15 protein-coding genes are annotated in these 14843 nt (G+C 49.3%); 5 read left to right on the top strand and 10 right to left on the bottom strand.

From position 1 onward, the window contains the following. The first annotated feature begins 104 nt into the window (after nucleotides 1-104). Nucleotides 105-377, top strand: coding sequence for a hypothetical protein (locus NG833_RS09965; RefSeq protein WP_254565139.1), 273 nt, complete (start codon nucleotides 105-107; stop codon nucleotides 375-377). A 254-nt stretch (nucleotides 378-631) separates the two neighbouring features. On the opposite strand, the gene NG833_RS09970 is transcribed toward NG833_RS09965, so the two are convergent. Continuing rightward, complete coding sequence (locus tag NG833_RS09970) at nucleotides 632-1030, bottom strand: hypothetical protein (protein ID WP_309143844.1); 399 nt, start codon at nucleotides 1028-1030, stop codon at nucleotides 632-634. An 81-nt stretch (nucleotides 1031-1111) separates the two neighbouring features. On the opposite strand from NG833_RS09970, the gene NG833_RS09975 reads away from it, so the two are divergent. From NG833_RS09975 to plsY, 4 genes are all read left to right on the top strand, one after another. Further along, on the top strand, nucleotides 1112-1900 hold the full coding sequence (locus tag NG833_RS09975; RefSeq protein WP_254565140.1) for an MlaE family lipid ABC transporter permease subunit: 789 nt from the start codon (nucleotides 1112-1114) through the stop codon (nucleotides 1898-1900). A gap of 187 nt (nucleotides 1901-2087) precedes the next feature. Further along, nucleotides 2088-2483 (top strand): DUF3119 family protein, encoded by a 396-nt coding sequence (locus NG833_RS09980; RefSeq protein WP_254565141.1) that lies wholly within the window; start codon nucleotides 2088-2090, stop codon nucleotides 2481-2483. Nucleotides 2484-3059: 576 nt separating this feature from the next. Further along, complete coding sequence (locus tag NG833_RS09985) at nucleotides 3060-4082, top strand: DUF3086 domain-containing protein (RefSeq protein ID WP_375293897.1); 1023 nt, start codon at nucleotides 3060-3062, stop codon at nucleotides 4080-4082. A gap of 79 nt (nucleotides 4083-4161) precedes the next feature. Then, on the top strand, nucleotides 4162-4845 hold the full coding sequence (gene plsY / locus NG833_RS09990; protein WP_254565143.1) for a glycerol-3-phosphate 1-O-acyltransferase PlsY: 684 nt from the start codon (nucleotides 4162-4164) through the stop codon (nucleotides 4843-4845). A gap of 544 nt (nucleotides 4846-5389) precedes the next feature. Here plsY and proC read toward each other — a convergent pair. From proC to NG833_RS10035, 9 genes are all read right to left on the bottom strand, one after another. Continuing rightward, nucleotides 5390-6199, bottom strand: coding sequence for a pyrroline-5-carboxylate reductase (gene proC, locus NG833_RS09995; RefSeq protein ID WP_256555895.1), 810 nt, complete (start codon nucleotides 6197-6199; stop codon nucleotides 5390-5392). 81 nt (nucleotides 6200-6280) lie between these two features. Beyond that, nucleotides 6281-6886: a cell division protein SepF gene (locus NG833_RS10000; protein WP_254565145.1), complete on the bottom strand. Its 606-nt coding sequence runs from the start codon at nucleotides 6884-6886 to the stop codon at nucleotides 6281-6283. Nucleotides 6887-7530: 644 nt separating this feature from the next. After that, on the bottom strand, nucleotides 7531-8196 hold the full coding sequence (locus tag NG833_RS10005) for a YggS family pyridoxal phosphate-dependent enzyme (protein WP_254565146.1): 666 nt from the start codon (nucleotides 8194-8196) through the stop codon (nucleotides 7531-7533). Continuing rightward, nucleotides 8193-8462: a transcriptional coactivator PipX gene (gene pipX / locus NG833_RS10010; protein ID WP_254565147.1), complete on the bottom strand. Its 270-nt coding sequence runs from the start codon at nucleotides 8460-8462 to the stop codon at nucleotides 8193-8195. The genes NG833_RS10005 and pipX overlap by 4 nt, the downstream gene beginning before the upstream one ends. A 420-nt stretch (nucleotides 8463-8882) precedes the next feature. Then, a complete protein-coding gene (locus NG833_RS10015; protein ID WP_254565154.1) occupies nucleotides 8883-10403 on the bottom strand; it encodes an anthranilate synthase component I in 1521 nt (506 codons plus the stop codon). Further along, nucleotides 10391-11380 carry an energy-coupling factor transporter transmembrane protein EcfT gene (locus NG833_RS10020; protein ID WP_254565148.1) on the bottom strand — a complete coding sequence of 330 codons (990 nt, stop codon included), beginning with the start codon at nucleotides 11378-11380 and terminating at the stop codon, nucleotides 10391-10393. The genes NG833_RS10015 and NG833_RS10020 overlap by 13 nt, the downstream gene beginning before the upstream one ends. A 128-nt stretch (nucleotides 11381-11508) precedes the next feature. Next, the gene (gene der / locus NG833_RS10025) at nucleotides 11509-12873 is read right to left on the bottom strand and encodes a ribosome biogenesis GTPase Der (protein WP_254565149.1); all 1365 of its coding nucleotides are present in this window, start codon (nucleotides 12871-12873) and stop codon (nucleotides 11509-11511) included. Between the two features lie 160 nt (nucleotides 12874-13033). After that, complete coding sequence (locus NG833_RS10030) at nucleotides 13034-13408, bottom strand: hypothetical protein (protein ID WP_254565150.1); 375 nt, start codon at nucleotides 13406-13408, stop codon at nucleotides 13034-13036. Nucleotides 13409-13664: 256 nt separating this feature from the next. Further along, nucleotides 13665-14534, bottom strand: coding sequence for a Uma2 family endonuclease (locus NG833_RS10035; protein ID WP_254565151.1), 870 nt, complete (start codon nucleotides 14532-14534; stop codon nucleotides 13665-13667). Nucleotides 14535-14843: the final 309 nt, after the last annotated feature.

The raw sequence follows: 14843 nt of genomic DNA on the forward strand, positions 1-14843 counted from the left end.
TATCCTAAGCACTTCCTTATATGCGCTTCTCTACTATTCTTGTTCTCTCTACCCTCTTAGTTTCCAATCTTGCTCCGAGTGCCAAATCTTACTCAGTAGACCTTTTGGCTACCTACAATGAGGGCTTCTTTTCTCATGCCTCGTTAGCACGCTTCACCTTACCCTCAGAAACCAGCCAGATTAATCCCTGCGAGACCGAAGATAGCAAACCAGGTTGCAGCCGCCGGGACTTCCGCGCTTCTGGGGGAGAACAGTCTCAGACTGATAGCATCCTGCTGGCGCAAAAGCTCATCAATTCTCAGCAAGCTGAACCTAACTGTCCGATGATGAAAACTCATCACCAAGTTGGACGCGGTAGTGGGCGATGCGAACCCTAGGTCACGAACAGACTTTTCCTCACCGCAAACATTCCTATCCAATACCCTTTTCCTCTTGGGTATAGCAATGTTTGATTCCTCTAATCAAAAGCCGGTTGTCACGTTGAGTGCGACCGGCTTTTGATTGGGGGGATGGGTCATTTGTCATTTGTCCTGGGTCATTTGTCATTTGTCCTGGGTCATTTGTCATTTGTCCTGGGTCATTTGTCATTTGTCCTGGGTCATTTGTCATTTGTCCTGGGTGGAGGGGGGGTTTATTCGGGTCCTCGGAGGTTTTGATAGCGGTATAAGGCGTATGCATCAAATAAGACTCCAACTAAGCTACAGGTGAGTCCAATGACGATGGCCCCTTGGAGGGGATGACCACTGCCAAAGGTGGATAAGAATTGTAACAACTGCTTCACAGTGGATTGACCGAGGTTTGTCAGTCCGGGAAGGTGGGCGATCGCCTCGGCCATGACGAATCCACCGGCCAAGGTGAGCGTCGGGACGGCAAAACTCAGTAAACTGGTTAATAATAGCGATCGCAGAAAATGAGGAAAACTATTCATAAAATCAAAAAGGGATACCGATAAACTATCTTTTTCGCCTGAATCTGAAACGCTTTGATTTATAAGATAGGCGCGATCGCAGCCCTCAAACAGTTCTGTCACAAATATTAAATTTTGATTAAAAAAGTTGTTTAAAATTTGTAAACAACTCCCCCCTCTCCTGTCGTCACCCCCCTCAAACTCGTGACTAAGACTAAGTCAACCTCCAACTTAAGCCAGTGGTTTCAACGGTTGCTCTCGGCAGTCATCCTCGCCGGACAGGTGATCTTTCACCTGTTCTCCGGAAAAATCCACCGACGCAACACCATCGAACAAATGGCCCTCGTCGGACCCGATTCCCTATTTATCGCCCTCCTCACCGCCAGCTTTGTCGGCATGGTGTTCACCATCCAGGTGGCGCGGGAGTTTCTCAACTTTGGGGCCGGAAGCGCCGTCGGTGGGGTGCTGGCCATCGCCCTAGCGCGGGAACTCGCCCCAGTTTTGACCGCGATCGTTCTCGCCGGACGAGTCGGTTCCGCCTTTGCCGCAGAAATCGGCACCATGCAAGTCACCGAACAAATCGACGCCCTCTATATTCTCAAAACCGACCCCATCGATTACCTCGTCATTCCCCGAGTCCTCGCCTGCTGTATCATGCTACCCGTGTTGACCCTCCTCTCCTTTGCCACGGGAATGATCGGGGGAATGCTGATCGCCACCAATTTCTATCCCATTTCCCAAACCGTCTTTCTCGATTCCGTGCGCAGCTTAGTTCAAACCTGGGATTTAATCACCGCCTCGGTTAAAGCCTTGTGCTTTGGCGGGTTAATTGGCATCATTGGCTGTAGCTGGGGCTTGACCACCACCGGAGGGGCCAAAGGCGTGGGACAATCCACCACCACTGCCGTCGTCACCTCCCTACTCGCCATCTTTACCTCCAACTTCTTTCTCTCTTGGCTAATGTTTCGCGGCATGGGGAGTGGCGTCTTCTAACCGGATTGAGTGACTGAGCCTCTAAAATAGGGAGCATCTCATTTTAGAACAGTTCACCCCCCTCCCCTTGGCAAGGGGAGGGGGGCAGGGGGGGTGGGGTCAGGTCTTCGGGCAAAAATGAGATGCTCCCCTAAAATAGAAACATTAAATTCTCCATTCAGCCTCGATCGCAATACAGGGTACTGTTGTGACCACACCTACTTCCACCTCAACCTCAACCTCAACCTCAACTCAAGAACTGGCTCCCAGCTACGTCCTACCTTGGGCTTTTATCATCGGCAGTATTCCGCTGTTGGCGGTGCAACCTTTGGCGAGTTTACCTGTGGCCGCTTTCGGGTTATTTTTAATGGTCCAAGCGGCAACCATTCGCCTGCAATTTACCCCAAAAGCCTTAGATGTTTATCGCTCGGGAAACTTGATTCGCTCCTTTCCTTACGCCGAATGGAGCAATTGGCGAATTTTCTGGCCCCCAGTTCCAATTTTGTTTTACTTTAAAGAAGTGAAAAGCATCCATTTCCTGCCAGTTTTGTTCGATCCCAAACAACTTCAAGCCTGTTTGGAAGAACGCTGTCCCCGGATTTAAGGGCGATCGCCATCGTTGGGCCACCGCTTCTTTTACCCCTTTGAAAACCCACCCTATCCCCAAGCTGGGGCTAGAGGCGCGATCGGGCCCTTGAATGGTTCATTTCCAGCACAAATCCCCGCCTTCCTAACTCCCCGATCGGCTCTGGGTCCCCTCTAAAGTTTAAAAAATTTTGCCATGAATTCAGACGAAACCAACAATCCAGAACCCTTAGAAACTCAGGACCAATCCGACTCCCCAGAACCGTTTGAGGCGGACTCCTCCGAATCGCTTTCGGCAGATTCCACTCAGGGGATAAATCTCTCCGAAGACCTCTGGAAAGAGCCTGAACCTTCTGTCCCCGATGAAGCGGCACTACCCCTACCAGAGTTGACCTTACCAGAGGCAGAGTCCCAGAACTGGGAACCGGAAGCAGAACTCCCAGTGGAACCCTCAGAACCACCGGCTGAAGAACCACCGGCTGAAGAAATCACGGCTGAAGAAATCACGGCTGAAGAACAACCGCCTGAAGAACAACCGCCTGAAGAACAACCGCCTGAAGAACAACCTACTGAAGAACAACCTACTAAGGAACCCGTGTCTCCCCCCTTGGCGATTGAGGATGAAGCGGCATCCTTGGCGCGACGGGTGGCGCAATTACAGGAACAAGAACAGGAACTCAAAGCCTCTATTCTGCAATTGCAAGCGAATCGTGCCGAACTCTTGCAAGAACAGACAGAAACCCAAGCGGCGATCGGTCGCTTGGTCCAAGATGCCTTAACCGAACTGGAACAGCGCAAGCATAATTTACAAATCTCCGTCGAACAACTCGAACGCCGCCAAGAACGCATCCGCACGGAAATGCGAACCACCTTTGCTGGGGTCTCCCAAGACCTGGCAATTCGGGTTCAGGGCTTTAAAGACTATCTTTCCGGCAGTTTGCAGGATTTGGTCAATTCTGTGGAACAACTGGAGTTAACCCCTCCAGAACCGGAACCGGCGAAGATGCCTCCTAAAACCGCAAAAGGTGGCGATTCTCGTTCCGAGACGCTTCGCGATCGCACGGGCGGACCCACTCCAACCTTTGCCGAACAGCCGTTTCAAGACCGCGCCAAACAGATTCGCCGCTTGTTGGATAAATATCGCACCATGCCGGACTATTATGGTCCTCCGTGGCAAGTCCGACGCACCTTTGAACCCGTACACGCCGAACGTCTCTCCAACTGGTTTTTTACCCAAGGTGCCAGAGGCGCAGTCCGGAGTTTGGGGAGTCGCTTGCAAAATATTCTGGTGGCGTCCGCAGCCATTTCAGTCCTGAAGAGTCTCTATGGCGATCGCCTCCGCACCCTCGTCCTCGCCAATTCTCCCGAACGTCTCGGCGAATGGCGCAGGGGTTTGCAGGACTGTCTCGGCATTTCCCGGATTGATTTTGGTCCCGAAGGCGGCGTGGTTCTGTTTGAGGCTCCCGAAGCCCTCTCTCAAAAAGCAGACCGCTTGCTCAAACAGAAGCAAGTTCCGCTAATTTTGATTGATGAAACGGAAAACCAAATCAACCTTTCCTTACTACAATTCCCCCTCTGGTTAGCATTTGCCGCTGATCCAGAACTCCCAACCTTTTAACCCTTTGGGTCTTTGGTCCTTACCTAAGGACCAACCCCCAACTTGACTCTAAATTGCTTAAAACTGAGGATCAAATTTTATGAGTTTGTGGCTACTTTTAAATGGGTTGTTGTTACTCGCGGCCTACCTATTTGGTTCATTCCCTACAGGGTATATTGTGGCTCGACAGTTGAAGGGAATTGATATTCGGCAAGAAGGTTCGGGTTCCACCGGGGCGACCAATGTCCTGAGAACTGTGGGGAAAGGACCGGCCTTGGGGGTGTTTCTGGTGGATATTTTAAAAGGGATGGCGGCGATCGCCTTGATGCGTTTTGCTTATGCTTTACCAGGGGTCCAGGAACTCGCTGCAAATATTGGACTCGCTGCCAGTGGGTTGTCTTGGATGGTCATCCTCGCTGGATTAGGGGCGTTGTTGGGTCATACCAAATCAGTCTGGATTAATTTCAAAGGTGGAAAAGCGGTTGCTACCAGTCTAGGGGTGTTATTTGCCCTCAATTGGGCGATCGCCCTCGCCGGGTTTGGCGTCTTTGGAATTGTCCTAGCCTTTACCCGCATTGTCTCCCTCAGTTCCATGTTAGCCGCCCTCGCCCTACCGGGGATCATGTTTGCCATGCATCAACCCCTGTCCTATCAAATTTTTATGTTAGCGGCTTCCCTCTATGTCATTTGGCTACACCGCAGCAATATCAATCGCCTACTTTCGGGCACAGAACCCCGCATCGGCCAAAAGTTACCGCAACCCTCGGAAAGTGTTCCCTCTTAGGATGTCAGTACAGTCTTAGGATGTCGGTACAGTAGCCAGAAAACCACGGGATTTGGGTTACAAAAATGCGGGTAATAGCGTTTCCCACAGTTATTCGCGTACAATTTGGGAGTGCGAGCATCTTGCTCGCTAGAGTAATAGCGAGCAAGATGCTCGCACTCCTCAAAATCCGGTTTCTTGTCTATCTAATCCTCTTATTAAAATGTCCTAGGAATAGATACGGTTTTAGTTAGTTAAAAAGGGCAAGAAACCGGGTTTCTGACAAAGATTGGTGACGGATTGCCAGAGATTGTCTCAAGAAACCCGGTTTCTAACCCCTTAATTATTAAGGAGTGCGAGCATCTTGCTCGCTTGTCTGTGGAGCGAGCAAGATGCTCGCACTCCTTAAGACTGTACCTCCTAACAGTGGGAAGCGTTATAGCTCCAAAGGACAAGAAACCGGGTTTCTAGCCAAGATTGGTGACAAATTGCCACAGATGGTCTCAAGAAACCCGGTTTCTAACCCCTAGGGTACTCCTGGACTAGACGCAGATCCCTAGTTCTTTTATGTTCCCAGTTGGCGCGATCGCTCAGTTGCCGCTTGGACGGCTTCGATGCAGGCGGACCGAAATCCGGCTTTTTCTAATTGAGCAACTCCGGCTATAGTCGTGCCTCCGGGACTGGTTACCCGGTCTTTCAGTTCTGCTGGGTGCAGTTGAGTTTCTTGCATCAGAGTCGCTGTCCCCAATACAGTTTGTAAGGCGAGTTGGGCGGCAATGGCTCGGGGCAGACCAGCACGAACGCCGCCATCTGTCAAGGCTTCGATAAAAATTGCTACATAAGCCGGTCCGGAACCAGATAGGCCGGTGACGGCATCCATCAGGGACTCGGGAACCTGGACCACTTCCCCCACGGCTTGTAACACGGTTTTGGCCCGGTCGAGGTGTTCGGGTTGGACCTGAGTTCCCGGGGCGATCGCCGTAATCCCAGCGCCGACAGTAGCAGGGGTGTTCGGCATGGAGCGGACAATCGGTGCGCCGGGAAAAGCCCCTTCTAATTTACTCAGGGGGACTCCAGCTAAAATAGACAGGATGACTGGCACTTGTCCATTCTGGCCGAGAGACGGTAAGGCAGTGGAGACGGACTCGAAAACTTGGGGTTTGATGGCGAGGAGCAAGACTTCTGTCGCTGCCGCTACCTCAGAATTGTCAGCGGTGACGCCGACGCCATATTGTTTCGCTAAAAACTCGCGGCGCTGCTGCATGGGGTCACTAATCAGAATTTCCCCTGGCTGGAAAGTGCCACGAGCAATTAGGCGGGATAGGAGCGCTTCTCCCATGACCCCGCCTCCAATAATTCCTAGTTTTACCAACAACGGTCGTTAATTTCCTGTAAAGGGTGTAAGGTCCTTGGTCAACTTGGCTATAAGGGCGATCGCTGACCAAGAACGGTTCATTTACTGTGCCATCCGGACTTGTTCCGGGGTCCAGCTTGTTTGGGGTGCTGGAGGACGAGCAGTCCGCAGGTGGGGTTGCAGGACATCGTGAACCACACCGCTTTGAGTGCTGACTTGAACACAACTGGGGGTAAACAGGAAAATGCTTTCCCCAATTCTTTCTTGATGCCCATCTAAGGCATAAGTCCCACCGGCAATAAAATCAACGGCTCTTTGAGCTTGGTCCGGATCCATCATCGTCAGATTGAGGACGACGGATTTGCGTTCCCGCAGAGCTTGAATCGCTTGAGGCATTTCCTCAAAGGATTTCGGCTCCATCACTACCACTTCAGAGATGCCATTGGCGGCTCCCGGTAGACCGATCACGTTATTGATAGCATTCATACTTGATCCCATTGCGCCTTCTGATCCAACCATTCCCATTCCGGTTGGGGTCGTCCGCAAAGGAGTGCGATTCCGGCGAGCTTCTGCTTCGGGAGAGGCGGAGGGTTGGTCTTGGTAAAGGTTTTGGTATCCTTCTCCTTCTATTTCGTCGTACTCATACTCATAATCCACGGATTCGTTGAGTCCGACCATATCTCGTAGCTTAGAAAAAATCGTATTCACGGTGTTTGCTCCATCAAAACTAGGGTAACATCAGGGCATTCTCTATAAAATCCCCATTCCAGGCCAAATCAATTTTGGATGTTAGTTCGGTATATAGCAATCCTAAATGATTTGTAACATTTCTTGCTCCCCTCTCCCGTTCTGGGAGAGGGGTTGGGGGTGAGGGCATTCCACAACTGATTTAGGACTGCTATAGACTCAGGTTCCGACTCAATCAACCCATAATCAGGGTTGGAGTTCCAACGACTGAGTGCGGCTTAACCCTTGGCTCCCGCTTCGGTTAATAGATGCCCTTGAGCGTGACTGAGCGCCGGGGCAAACCCCGTGGAGGAAGGAACTCTCTCCTAATAGGAAATGCGCTCCATTCGCCATGCCCAACCCTACCCAAGTTATCAGTTTATTGTATATTGCCATAAGTTGCCGATTATGCCCAAAATTTTCCAGACTTTTTGGTGGGAATTTGGTGCAATCGGGGGCGGTGGTTGATCGCTATAATTGAAAACTGGATTTGAACGGGATTTGAACGGGTTTTTTGGGTGTTGGAACCCGCAGAAAAGCCGATTGCGATTGGGACTGAACTAAAGGGGGTGAGGGGGAATGATTCGCCCACCTTTTCCTCAATTCTAACGGTCCTGGGTTTGATTTTACAGCGATCGCTCTCCAAATAGGATTGTCCCCAGTCTCACCATTGTGGACCCGGCTTGGACAGCTAAATGATAATCTCCTGACATTCCCATCGATAACTCCTGCATGGAAATCCTATCCCAATTTTGGGCTTGGATTTCTTGAGCGAGTTGATGAGCGCGCTCGAACAGGGCCAGGGTTTTTTCTTGATCCAATCCCAAGGGGGGAATGGTCATTAATCCTTTGATTTCTAAGTTTTCACACTGATTTAGGGTCGCTAAATCCTCGATGAGTTCCGGAATCTGCCAACCCGATTTGTTGGGGTCCGGTTCGATTTTTACTTGGAGGCAGACTTTGGGTTTAACTTCGAGTCCTTCCGCCAAGCGATCGACTCGTTGCGCTAATTTCAAACTATCAATAGAATGGATCCACTGAAAGCGGTCTAAAGCCGGTTTAACTTTATTACTTTGCAGATGTCCAATCAGGTGCCAGGTTAGACCGGGCAGGTCCCCGAGTTGCTCCGATTTCCCTTGGGCTTCCTGAATTCGACTTTCCCCAAAATCTCGAATTCCCGCCTGATAAGCTTGCATCATGGCATCCACCGACACCTGTTTGGTGACGGCAATCAATCGGACTGATTCGGGTAAGTGGGCGCGGATCTGTGCAATCCGTTGGGCGATCGTCATTGAAACGTGCGTTTGTGAATGAGTTGAAGTTCAGCAAATTCCTGAGTTTGCCCCATTCGTCTGAGCAATCGCAAGCGGTTTTCGACGAGGAGGCGAGCATCGGCACGGGTGACCGGCTCAAATCTTAACCCGTCTAAGCCAGAAAGCGCTAAAAAAAATAGGCGTTGGGCATAGAGGGTCGTGAACAACTCCTGATTTTGTTCGATCAGACACACCCGATAGAGCAGACCAAAAGTAGGATGATTTAAGTAAGTTTCAGTGTTCATTCAGGTTCAGATGAGTACCGTTAATCATAACGGTTATAGATTCACTAAGGTCCCCCTGGCGGAGTCAGCTAGCATGGAGTTTCGGGATATGACCCGTTTCCCACCCTGAGTTTTTGCCGCAAGCTTGGACGGGGATAATTTTATCAGAAATCGTGAAAATCCCCATGCTCTTAGGCTAGGGATAGATCATAAATTGAATATTTCTTAGACGCAGTGGCAGCGTCTGGTTCTCTACTACTCATCACCGAGGGAGACGCTCCCTCTCCTCAATTCTATTGTCTAACTGCTACAAGATGGTCTATCTTGCTGTTTTAACCTGGAGCTAGATTCTCCTGTGCGGCACCGCCATCAAATTAGAGCGATTGCTGCATTAATCATCGCCATTTTCATAACACCGGGCGCAGGCGATCGCCTCTTTCCTCACCCTTCACCGGAGGCGATCGCCATCTGCAATGCTGCCAATTGGGCACGGGCTTTATCTAGGGACTCATACCATTCTTTTTCCGGTTCACTATCAGCCACAATTCCGGCCCCCACTTGTCCCCAAACTTGATAGGTTTTTCCCTCATTTTTGGCCGTTCCCGATGTCTCTGGCGCAAATAATAAGGTCCGAATCAAAATATTCAAATCCATCTGTCCTCGCCAGTCTAAATAGCCACAGGAACCATAAAACAGACTGCGCCGCACGGGTTCTAATTCTTCAATAATTTCCATGCATCGAACTTTGGGACAGCCGGTAATGGTGCCACCGGGAAAGGTAGCGCGAATTAAATCAATACTATCGCGATCGCCCCTGAGAGTACCCACCGCATTACTCACCAAGTGCATCACATGACTATACCGTTCAATGGTCAACAATTCATTAACTTGGACCGTTCCCCATTCGCAAACTCTCCCTAAATCATTCCGTTCCAAATCCACTAACATAATATGTTCGGCCCGTTCTTTCCGGTTAGCGAGTAATTCGGTAGCCAGTTGTTCATCCTCCTCTGGTGTTTTCCCCCGGGCACGAGTTCCAGCAATCGGACGAGTCTGTGCAGTTTTTCCTTGTAATTGCACCAATCTCTCCGGAGAACAACTCACCACATCTCCCCAGGGAGTCCGCCAATAACTGGCAAACGGAGAGGGATTAATGGTCTGCAAGCTGCGATAAACATCCCAACTCTCCTGCTGAGTTGTCGTTTCAAATCGCAGAGACAAATTGGCTTGAAATATATCCCCAGCAGTGATATATTTTTGAGCTTTCCTGACCCGTTCTTCATAGTCAAATTGCGACAAATGAAATTGGGGGTAAGGGGGAATCAAACCCTCGGTTTCAGGTGAGGGGTGAGGAGAGTTTTCCTTGGCAAAAGAGCTTTCTAGCTTCTGTTCGAGGAGGTCCAGTTCAGCGCGATCGCTACTGGCAATCCACAACTGTTGTTGATGATGGTCCAGGACCGCAAAGTTGGCCGGTTCATACCAGTAACTCACCGGAAAGGGCAGGGGATCATCGTTCAAATGGGGAAGATTTTCAATTTCCCAGGCTAAATCATACCCCAACCATCCTAACCATCCTCCAGTGAAAGGAAGCGCATCGCGATTCAGAATTTCAGGGTTATCAAGTGCTTGAATGAGTTTGGGTTGTTCGGGCTGTTTGCGATGCAATAGTTGCCGCAAACTGGGCAGAATTTCTCCAACTTTTGGCGTCCACAATTGAGGACGGTTGTCAATCCATCTCGGGGCACCGGCACAGATAGAATATCTCGCTTCGGGGATGGGGGTGGGAGTGGGATAAGGACTTTCTAGGAGGGTGGCGATCGCCGCTTCCGGTTGCTTGTTCTGAGATGGGGGAATGAGAAACAATGCCTCAAATACTTGAGTTCCCGTCCGTTGTTTTAAGGGCAGCGATCGCCAATACCAAGGGGGGAGGGGTTTTGTGTTTAATGGATTCACGCTTGCCATCCCCAGATGAAACGTATCCCCCAAAATCCGAACAAGATGGCGATCGCCACCCAGTCTCCATTTCTGAGTTTTAACGGATGCCATTGCACCCGATGGGTATTCGGCGTCGTAAATCCTCGCACCTGCATCCCTCCCGCAATTTGTTTAGCACGCAATAGCAGATTTTCTAGCAATCTTTCTACTACACTAAACCATACTTTGGTTGTTCCCCGCAAGCCCAATTTTTTCCAATTAATTGCCCGAGTTCGCACGGAACGAATTAAGTTCTGAACTTCTTCTAACACCAGGGGGATAAACCGCAGGGATAGAGTTAAAGTTAGGGCTATTTCTGTGGTGGGAATATTAAACCGTTTCAGAGGACTCATTAAATCTTCAATTCCCGCCGTAATCTCTTCCGGGGCTGTCGTCAAAAGGTACAGATTGGTGCTATAAATTAAGGTGAAAAATAAAGTACCAATCCGGATTCCTAAATCCAGAGAACGACGGGTAACCGTAAACCGCCCTTGTTCAAAGAGGACGTAACGGTAATCCGTGGGTTGGGGGAGTTCACTGTCAATCGTCTCCTCGGGTTCGGGGGTTTCTTGACCCCAGCCAAAGGGATTGTACCACGGATTTCTGACCGGGGTTGGAGGGAGGGTGAGGGGTTGGCGATCGAAGGTTAGTTCTTGAGAAGGAAGGCGGGGTTGGTGTTCTACCGGGAGTCCATCGGGGGCGATCGCTGTAATCAGGCAAATTAACAAAGACAGGGTTAACAACCACCCCATTTGTTTGCGCCAGACTCGCAGGGGAATCAAGGCACTAATCGTAATCAAAATTAGCAGTAAAACCAACCCAATCCGCCAAATCGGATTCGCTAAGACGGGCGCAATTAAAAAGCTCATCAACCACAGCAGTTTGACTCGCGCATCTAAGTGATGTAACCAGGTAATGGGTTGTTCTAAATACAAGCCGATAGGCAGCGATCGCAATAAATCCATCGGATTCGAGAAAGTAAATGTTCAAAGCGTCTAAAACCGCTGTCCCAGGGGTTCGGGTTCACCCTGTCTTTTTTGTAGGGGCATTTCATAAATTGCCCCCACGCCGAATAGCCAGTTATTGGAACAACCTAAACCTTAACGGCTCGATTGGTGGTATTATTATCCTCAAAGTCCCGAGCTTTTTTACCCCGCCATAACAACCGCAATGGACTGCCGGTAAATCCCAGTTGCTCACGGAATTGACGCTCGATATAACGGCGATAATTATCGTTAAATCGTTTCGGGTCATTCACAAACAGGGCAATGGTCGGAGGTTGACTGGTAACCTGAGTTCCATAATAGATTTTACCCTGTTTTCCTTGGCGGCTAGTCGGAGGACTATGCCAATGCAAGGCATCTTTTAGCACTTCATTAATCACCGAAGTGGAAACCCGACGACGATGTTCATCGGCGGATTTATCGACTAAATCCAGGATGTTTTCCACCCGTTTCCCCGTGGCGGCACTCACAAAAATTGCTTCCGCCCATTCTAGGAAATAGAGGCGACTCTTAATATCCCGTTCATAGTCATAAATGGTATAGGAATCTTTCTCGATCGCATCCCATTTGTTGATGACAATGACGCAGGCCCTTCCATCTTCTTCGATTCGTCCCGCCAGTTTTTGGTCCTGTTCCGTTACCCCATCGACTGCATCAATGACCAACAGCACCACATCTGCCCGACGAATCGCTTTAAACGCCCGGTTGATGCCAAAAAATTCCGGTCCATATTCGACATTTTTCTTTTTACGAATCCCGGCAGTATCGATAATTCGGTAGTTCGTGCCGTTCCGTTCCACAAAGGTATCGATACTGTCGCGAGTCGTTCCAGAAATTGGACTAACAATCGCCCGTTTTTCTCCCACAAAGGCATTGAGTAAGCTGGATTTTCCCACATTGGGACGGCCAACGATCGCCACTTTAATTTCCGGCGTTTCTTCGATTTCAGAAGTCGGCGGCAAGTGGGGAATCACCACATCCAATAAATCCCCTGTTCCGCTGCCGTGAATGGCAGAAATGGGATAAGGTTCACCCATGCCTAATTCCCAAAATTCTGCCGCTTGGGTCAATCCTTCCATTAAGGATTCACATTTATTCACGGCAAGGACAACGGGGACTTTTTGATGCCGCAACCAGTTGGCAATTTCGCGATCGGCTTCCGTGACCCCGAGTTGTCCATCTACCACAAATAGGGCAACGCTCGATTCCGAAAGGGCTGCCAGCACTTGTTCTCGAATTAAGGGTAAAAATTCGGTCTCATCATCAAAGACTAATCCGCCGGTATCGACAATCTGAAAGTCTCGGTCTTGCCAGAAGGCATCTCGATAGGTGCGATCGCGGGTGACTCCCGGTTCATCATGGACGATCGCCTGTTTACCCCCAGCAATCCGATTGACAAGGGTTGATTTGCCCACGTTTGGGCGTCCGATAATAGCAACTATAGGTAAAGCCATAGAGGTGAAGGTTCCTGGGATTGAGCGCAGCAATCATATCTGTTTATTTTTTTATTATAGCGAACCGAGGCGATCGGCACGCTTATTAATTACCCCACATCTTTACCCTGGGGCTTCCCCTCTCCAGGTGACTCGGACTCTTTAATTGCTTTTCGTCTTATTACCGACAGGTTAAACTTTCATTCACCGCAGCAAAATCTTCGGGGGTTTCTTTGTCAATCAGTCGCTTATAGTGCTCTGGGTTTTGAATCAAGATGACTCGGGCAGTATCTAAGTCCGTATTTCTATAGGTTAACTCTCGCCTTCCTGAAAGTTCAATCGTCTGATCTAGCATTTCGCTGGGGTCCGGTTGATAGGTGAAAATTGTATCTCCCGCTTCTTCTCGAACCCTGAAACTCGCTTGTTCGCCTAATGGGTTGGGTTGGCCCGCAGCCGGAGTATATTCGCAAATTCTGCCCGTTGTCTGTTCAGTACAGCCAATCAGTCCGATTAAGCCGACTAGGCTCAAACTTAGGGATAGTTGATTAATTTTCATGAGTTTTCTGAGGGGTCATGTTCTATCATTTTCACTGCTTATCATATCATATAAGAGCTTCTAATTAATTATTAATCTTACCAAATTTACCCAATTTAATAGTCTATCTATAGAACAAATTATGGGAAGGTAGGATTCCTTTAAAAGGAGGGATTTATCACAGGATTCCGGTTTGATCAGAGCTTTGAATAAAAAAGCGCCCCCTATCGGGATCGCTTTTGGTTTGTGGATTCGTACAGATGCAGGGGCGATCGGCTTAGATATCCGCCTCCGCATCCGGATCAATTCCTAGCGATCGCAAACGTTCCGCTAATCGTGCCGCTTTGCGTTCTGCCGCTTCCGCGCGCTGTTTTTCCTGTTCGGCGCGCTGTTTTTCCTGTTCGGCACGCTGTTTTTCCTGTTCGGCACGCTGTTTTTCCTGTTCCGTTCGCTGTTTTTCCAATTCAGCGCGTTCCGAACCAATCAACAACAGATTCCCTTCCAAATCCCACCAACGTAACCAGAATTGGTTTTGATTTTGATAAGTCCCCTGCCATAAACCCAACTCCACTCCCATCGGCACAATCGGATAATGACCTCGTTCATTCGGTTCTATCATTTGATAAGAAAAATCCGTCAAATGATAAACCTCTAACTGACCCGACTTGATTTCATAAATTCCATAGTAGGGAATGCGGATAATCTGTTCATACACCCAAAACTTACCCGGTTTAACCGTTTTTCCCTCCATAGACACCCCCAGGGGAGTTCTATCCCGTTCTTCCGCGCCATTGCCACTGGCAAATTCTAAGGCAATCAAAGGGGCCCTCAATTCTCGCCACAGCACATAAGAACGACGCACCTCCCCATCCAGGTTCTGTGGGACATTCGGCACATAAAACCAATCCGGGGCCTCCGCTCCCTTTTCCGGGGGATCCGTTTCTCGCCAGTAAATGCCGCTATCTTGTCCAATACAATACTGTCCATCCGGATGCCTTGCCTCTAAGACTGGCCCCAGGGAATCCGTCAACAGAATACTTTGTGGATGCTCCTGAAAATTTTTCACAAAGGTGCCATCTTCTTCTGGTAGTTGCGTATGGTCAGGGAATGGCGCTGGCAGATTGATATCGGTTACTGTTTCGCTCATAAAAAAATGTTTCCCTTAGCTTTTATTTATTATCCCAAATTGGCGTGCAAATAGGCTAAATCCTCGGGACAAATCCTAAGTCTCTAATGAAGTTGAGAAGTTGAAAAGCCTCAGAAATGCCTTGAAAACTCGCCATCAGCAATTCGTAAAGTCTGACTCTGGCTGCATACTAAGGGAACTCCAAAAAATAAAATACCCAAAACCCACACCCTCAAGGGTGGGGCTATACGGACAAAGCCTGCCTACGCAGGCTGAAGAGTCAAGTTTTTCACCGCAGAACTTGGATAATTTATTTTTTTGGACTCCCTA

Source organism: Oscillatoria sp. HE19RPO (assembly GCF_024220515.1).
Taxonomy (GTDB): domain Bacteria; phylum Cyanobacteriota; class Cyanobacteriia; order Cyanobacteriales; family Laspinemataceae; genus Laspinema.

Bases quoted from the DNA above. Each gene is read 5' to 3' on its own strand.
- der (WP_254565149.1), bottom strand. From the start codon at position 12,873: ATGGCTTTACCTATAGTTGCTATTATCGGACGCCCAAACGTGGGCAAA.
- NG833_RS10005 (WP_254565146.1), bottom strand. From the start codon at position 8,196: ATGACGATCGCCCAACGGATTGCACAGATCCGCGCCCACTTACCCGAA.
- plsY (WP_254565143.1), top strand. From the start codon at position 4,162: ATGAGTTTGTGGCTACTTTTAAATGGGTTGTTGTTACTCGCGGCCTAC.
- NG833_RS10035 (WP_254565151.1), bottom strand. From the start codon at position 14,534: ATGAGCGAAACAGTAACCGATATCAATCTGCCAGCGCCATTCCCTGAC.
- pipX (WP_254565147.1), bottom strand. From the start codon at position 8,462: ATGAACACTGAAACTTACTTAAATCATCCTACTTTTGGTCTGCTCTAT.
- NG833_RS10030 (WP_254565150.1), bottom strand. From the start codon at position 13,408: ATGAAAATTAATCAACTATCCCTAAGTTTGAGCCTAGTCGGCTTAATC.
- NG833_RS10020 (WP_254565148.1), bottom strand. From the start codon at position 11,380: ATGGATTTATTGCGATCGCTGCCTATCGGCTTGTATTTAGAACAACCC.
- NG833_RS10015 (WP_254565154.1), bottom strand. From the start codon at position 10,403: ATGGCAAGCGTGAATCCATTAAACACAAAACCCCTCCCCCCTTGGTAT.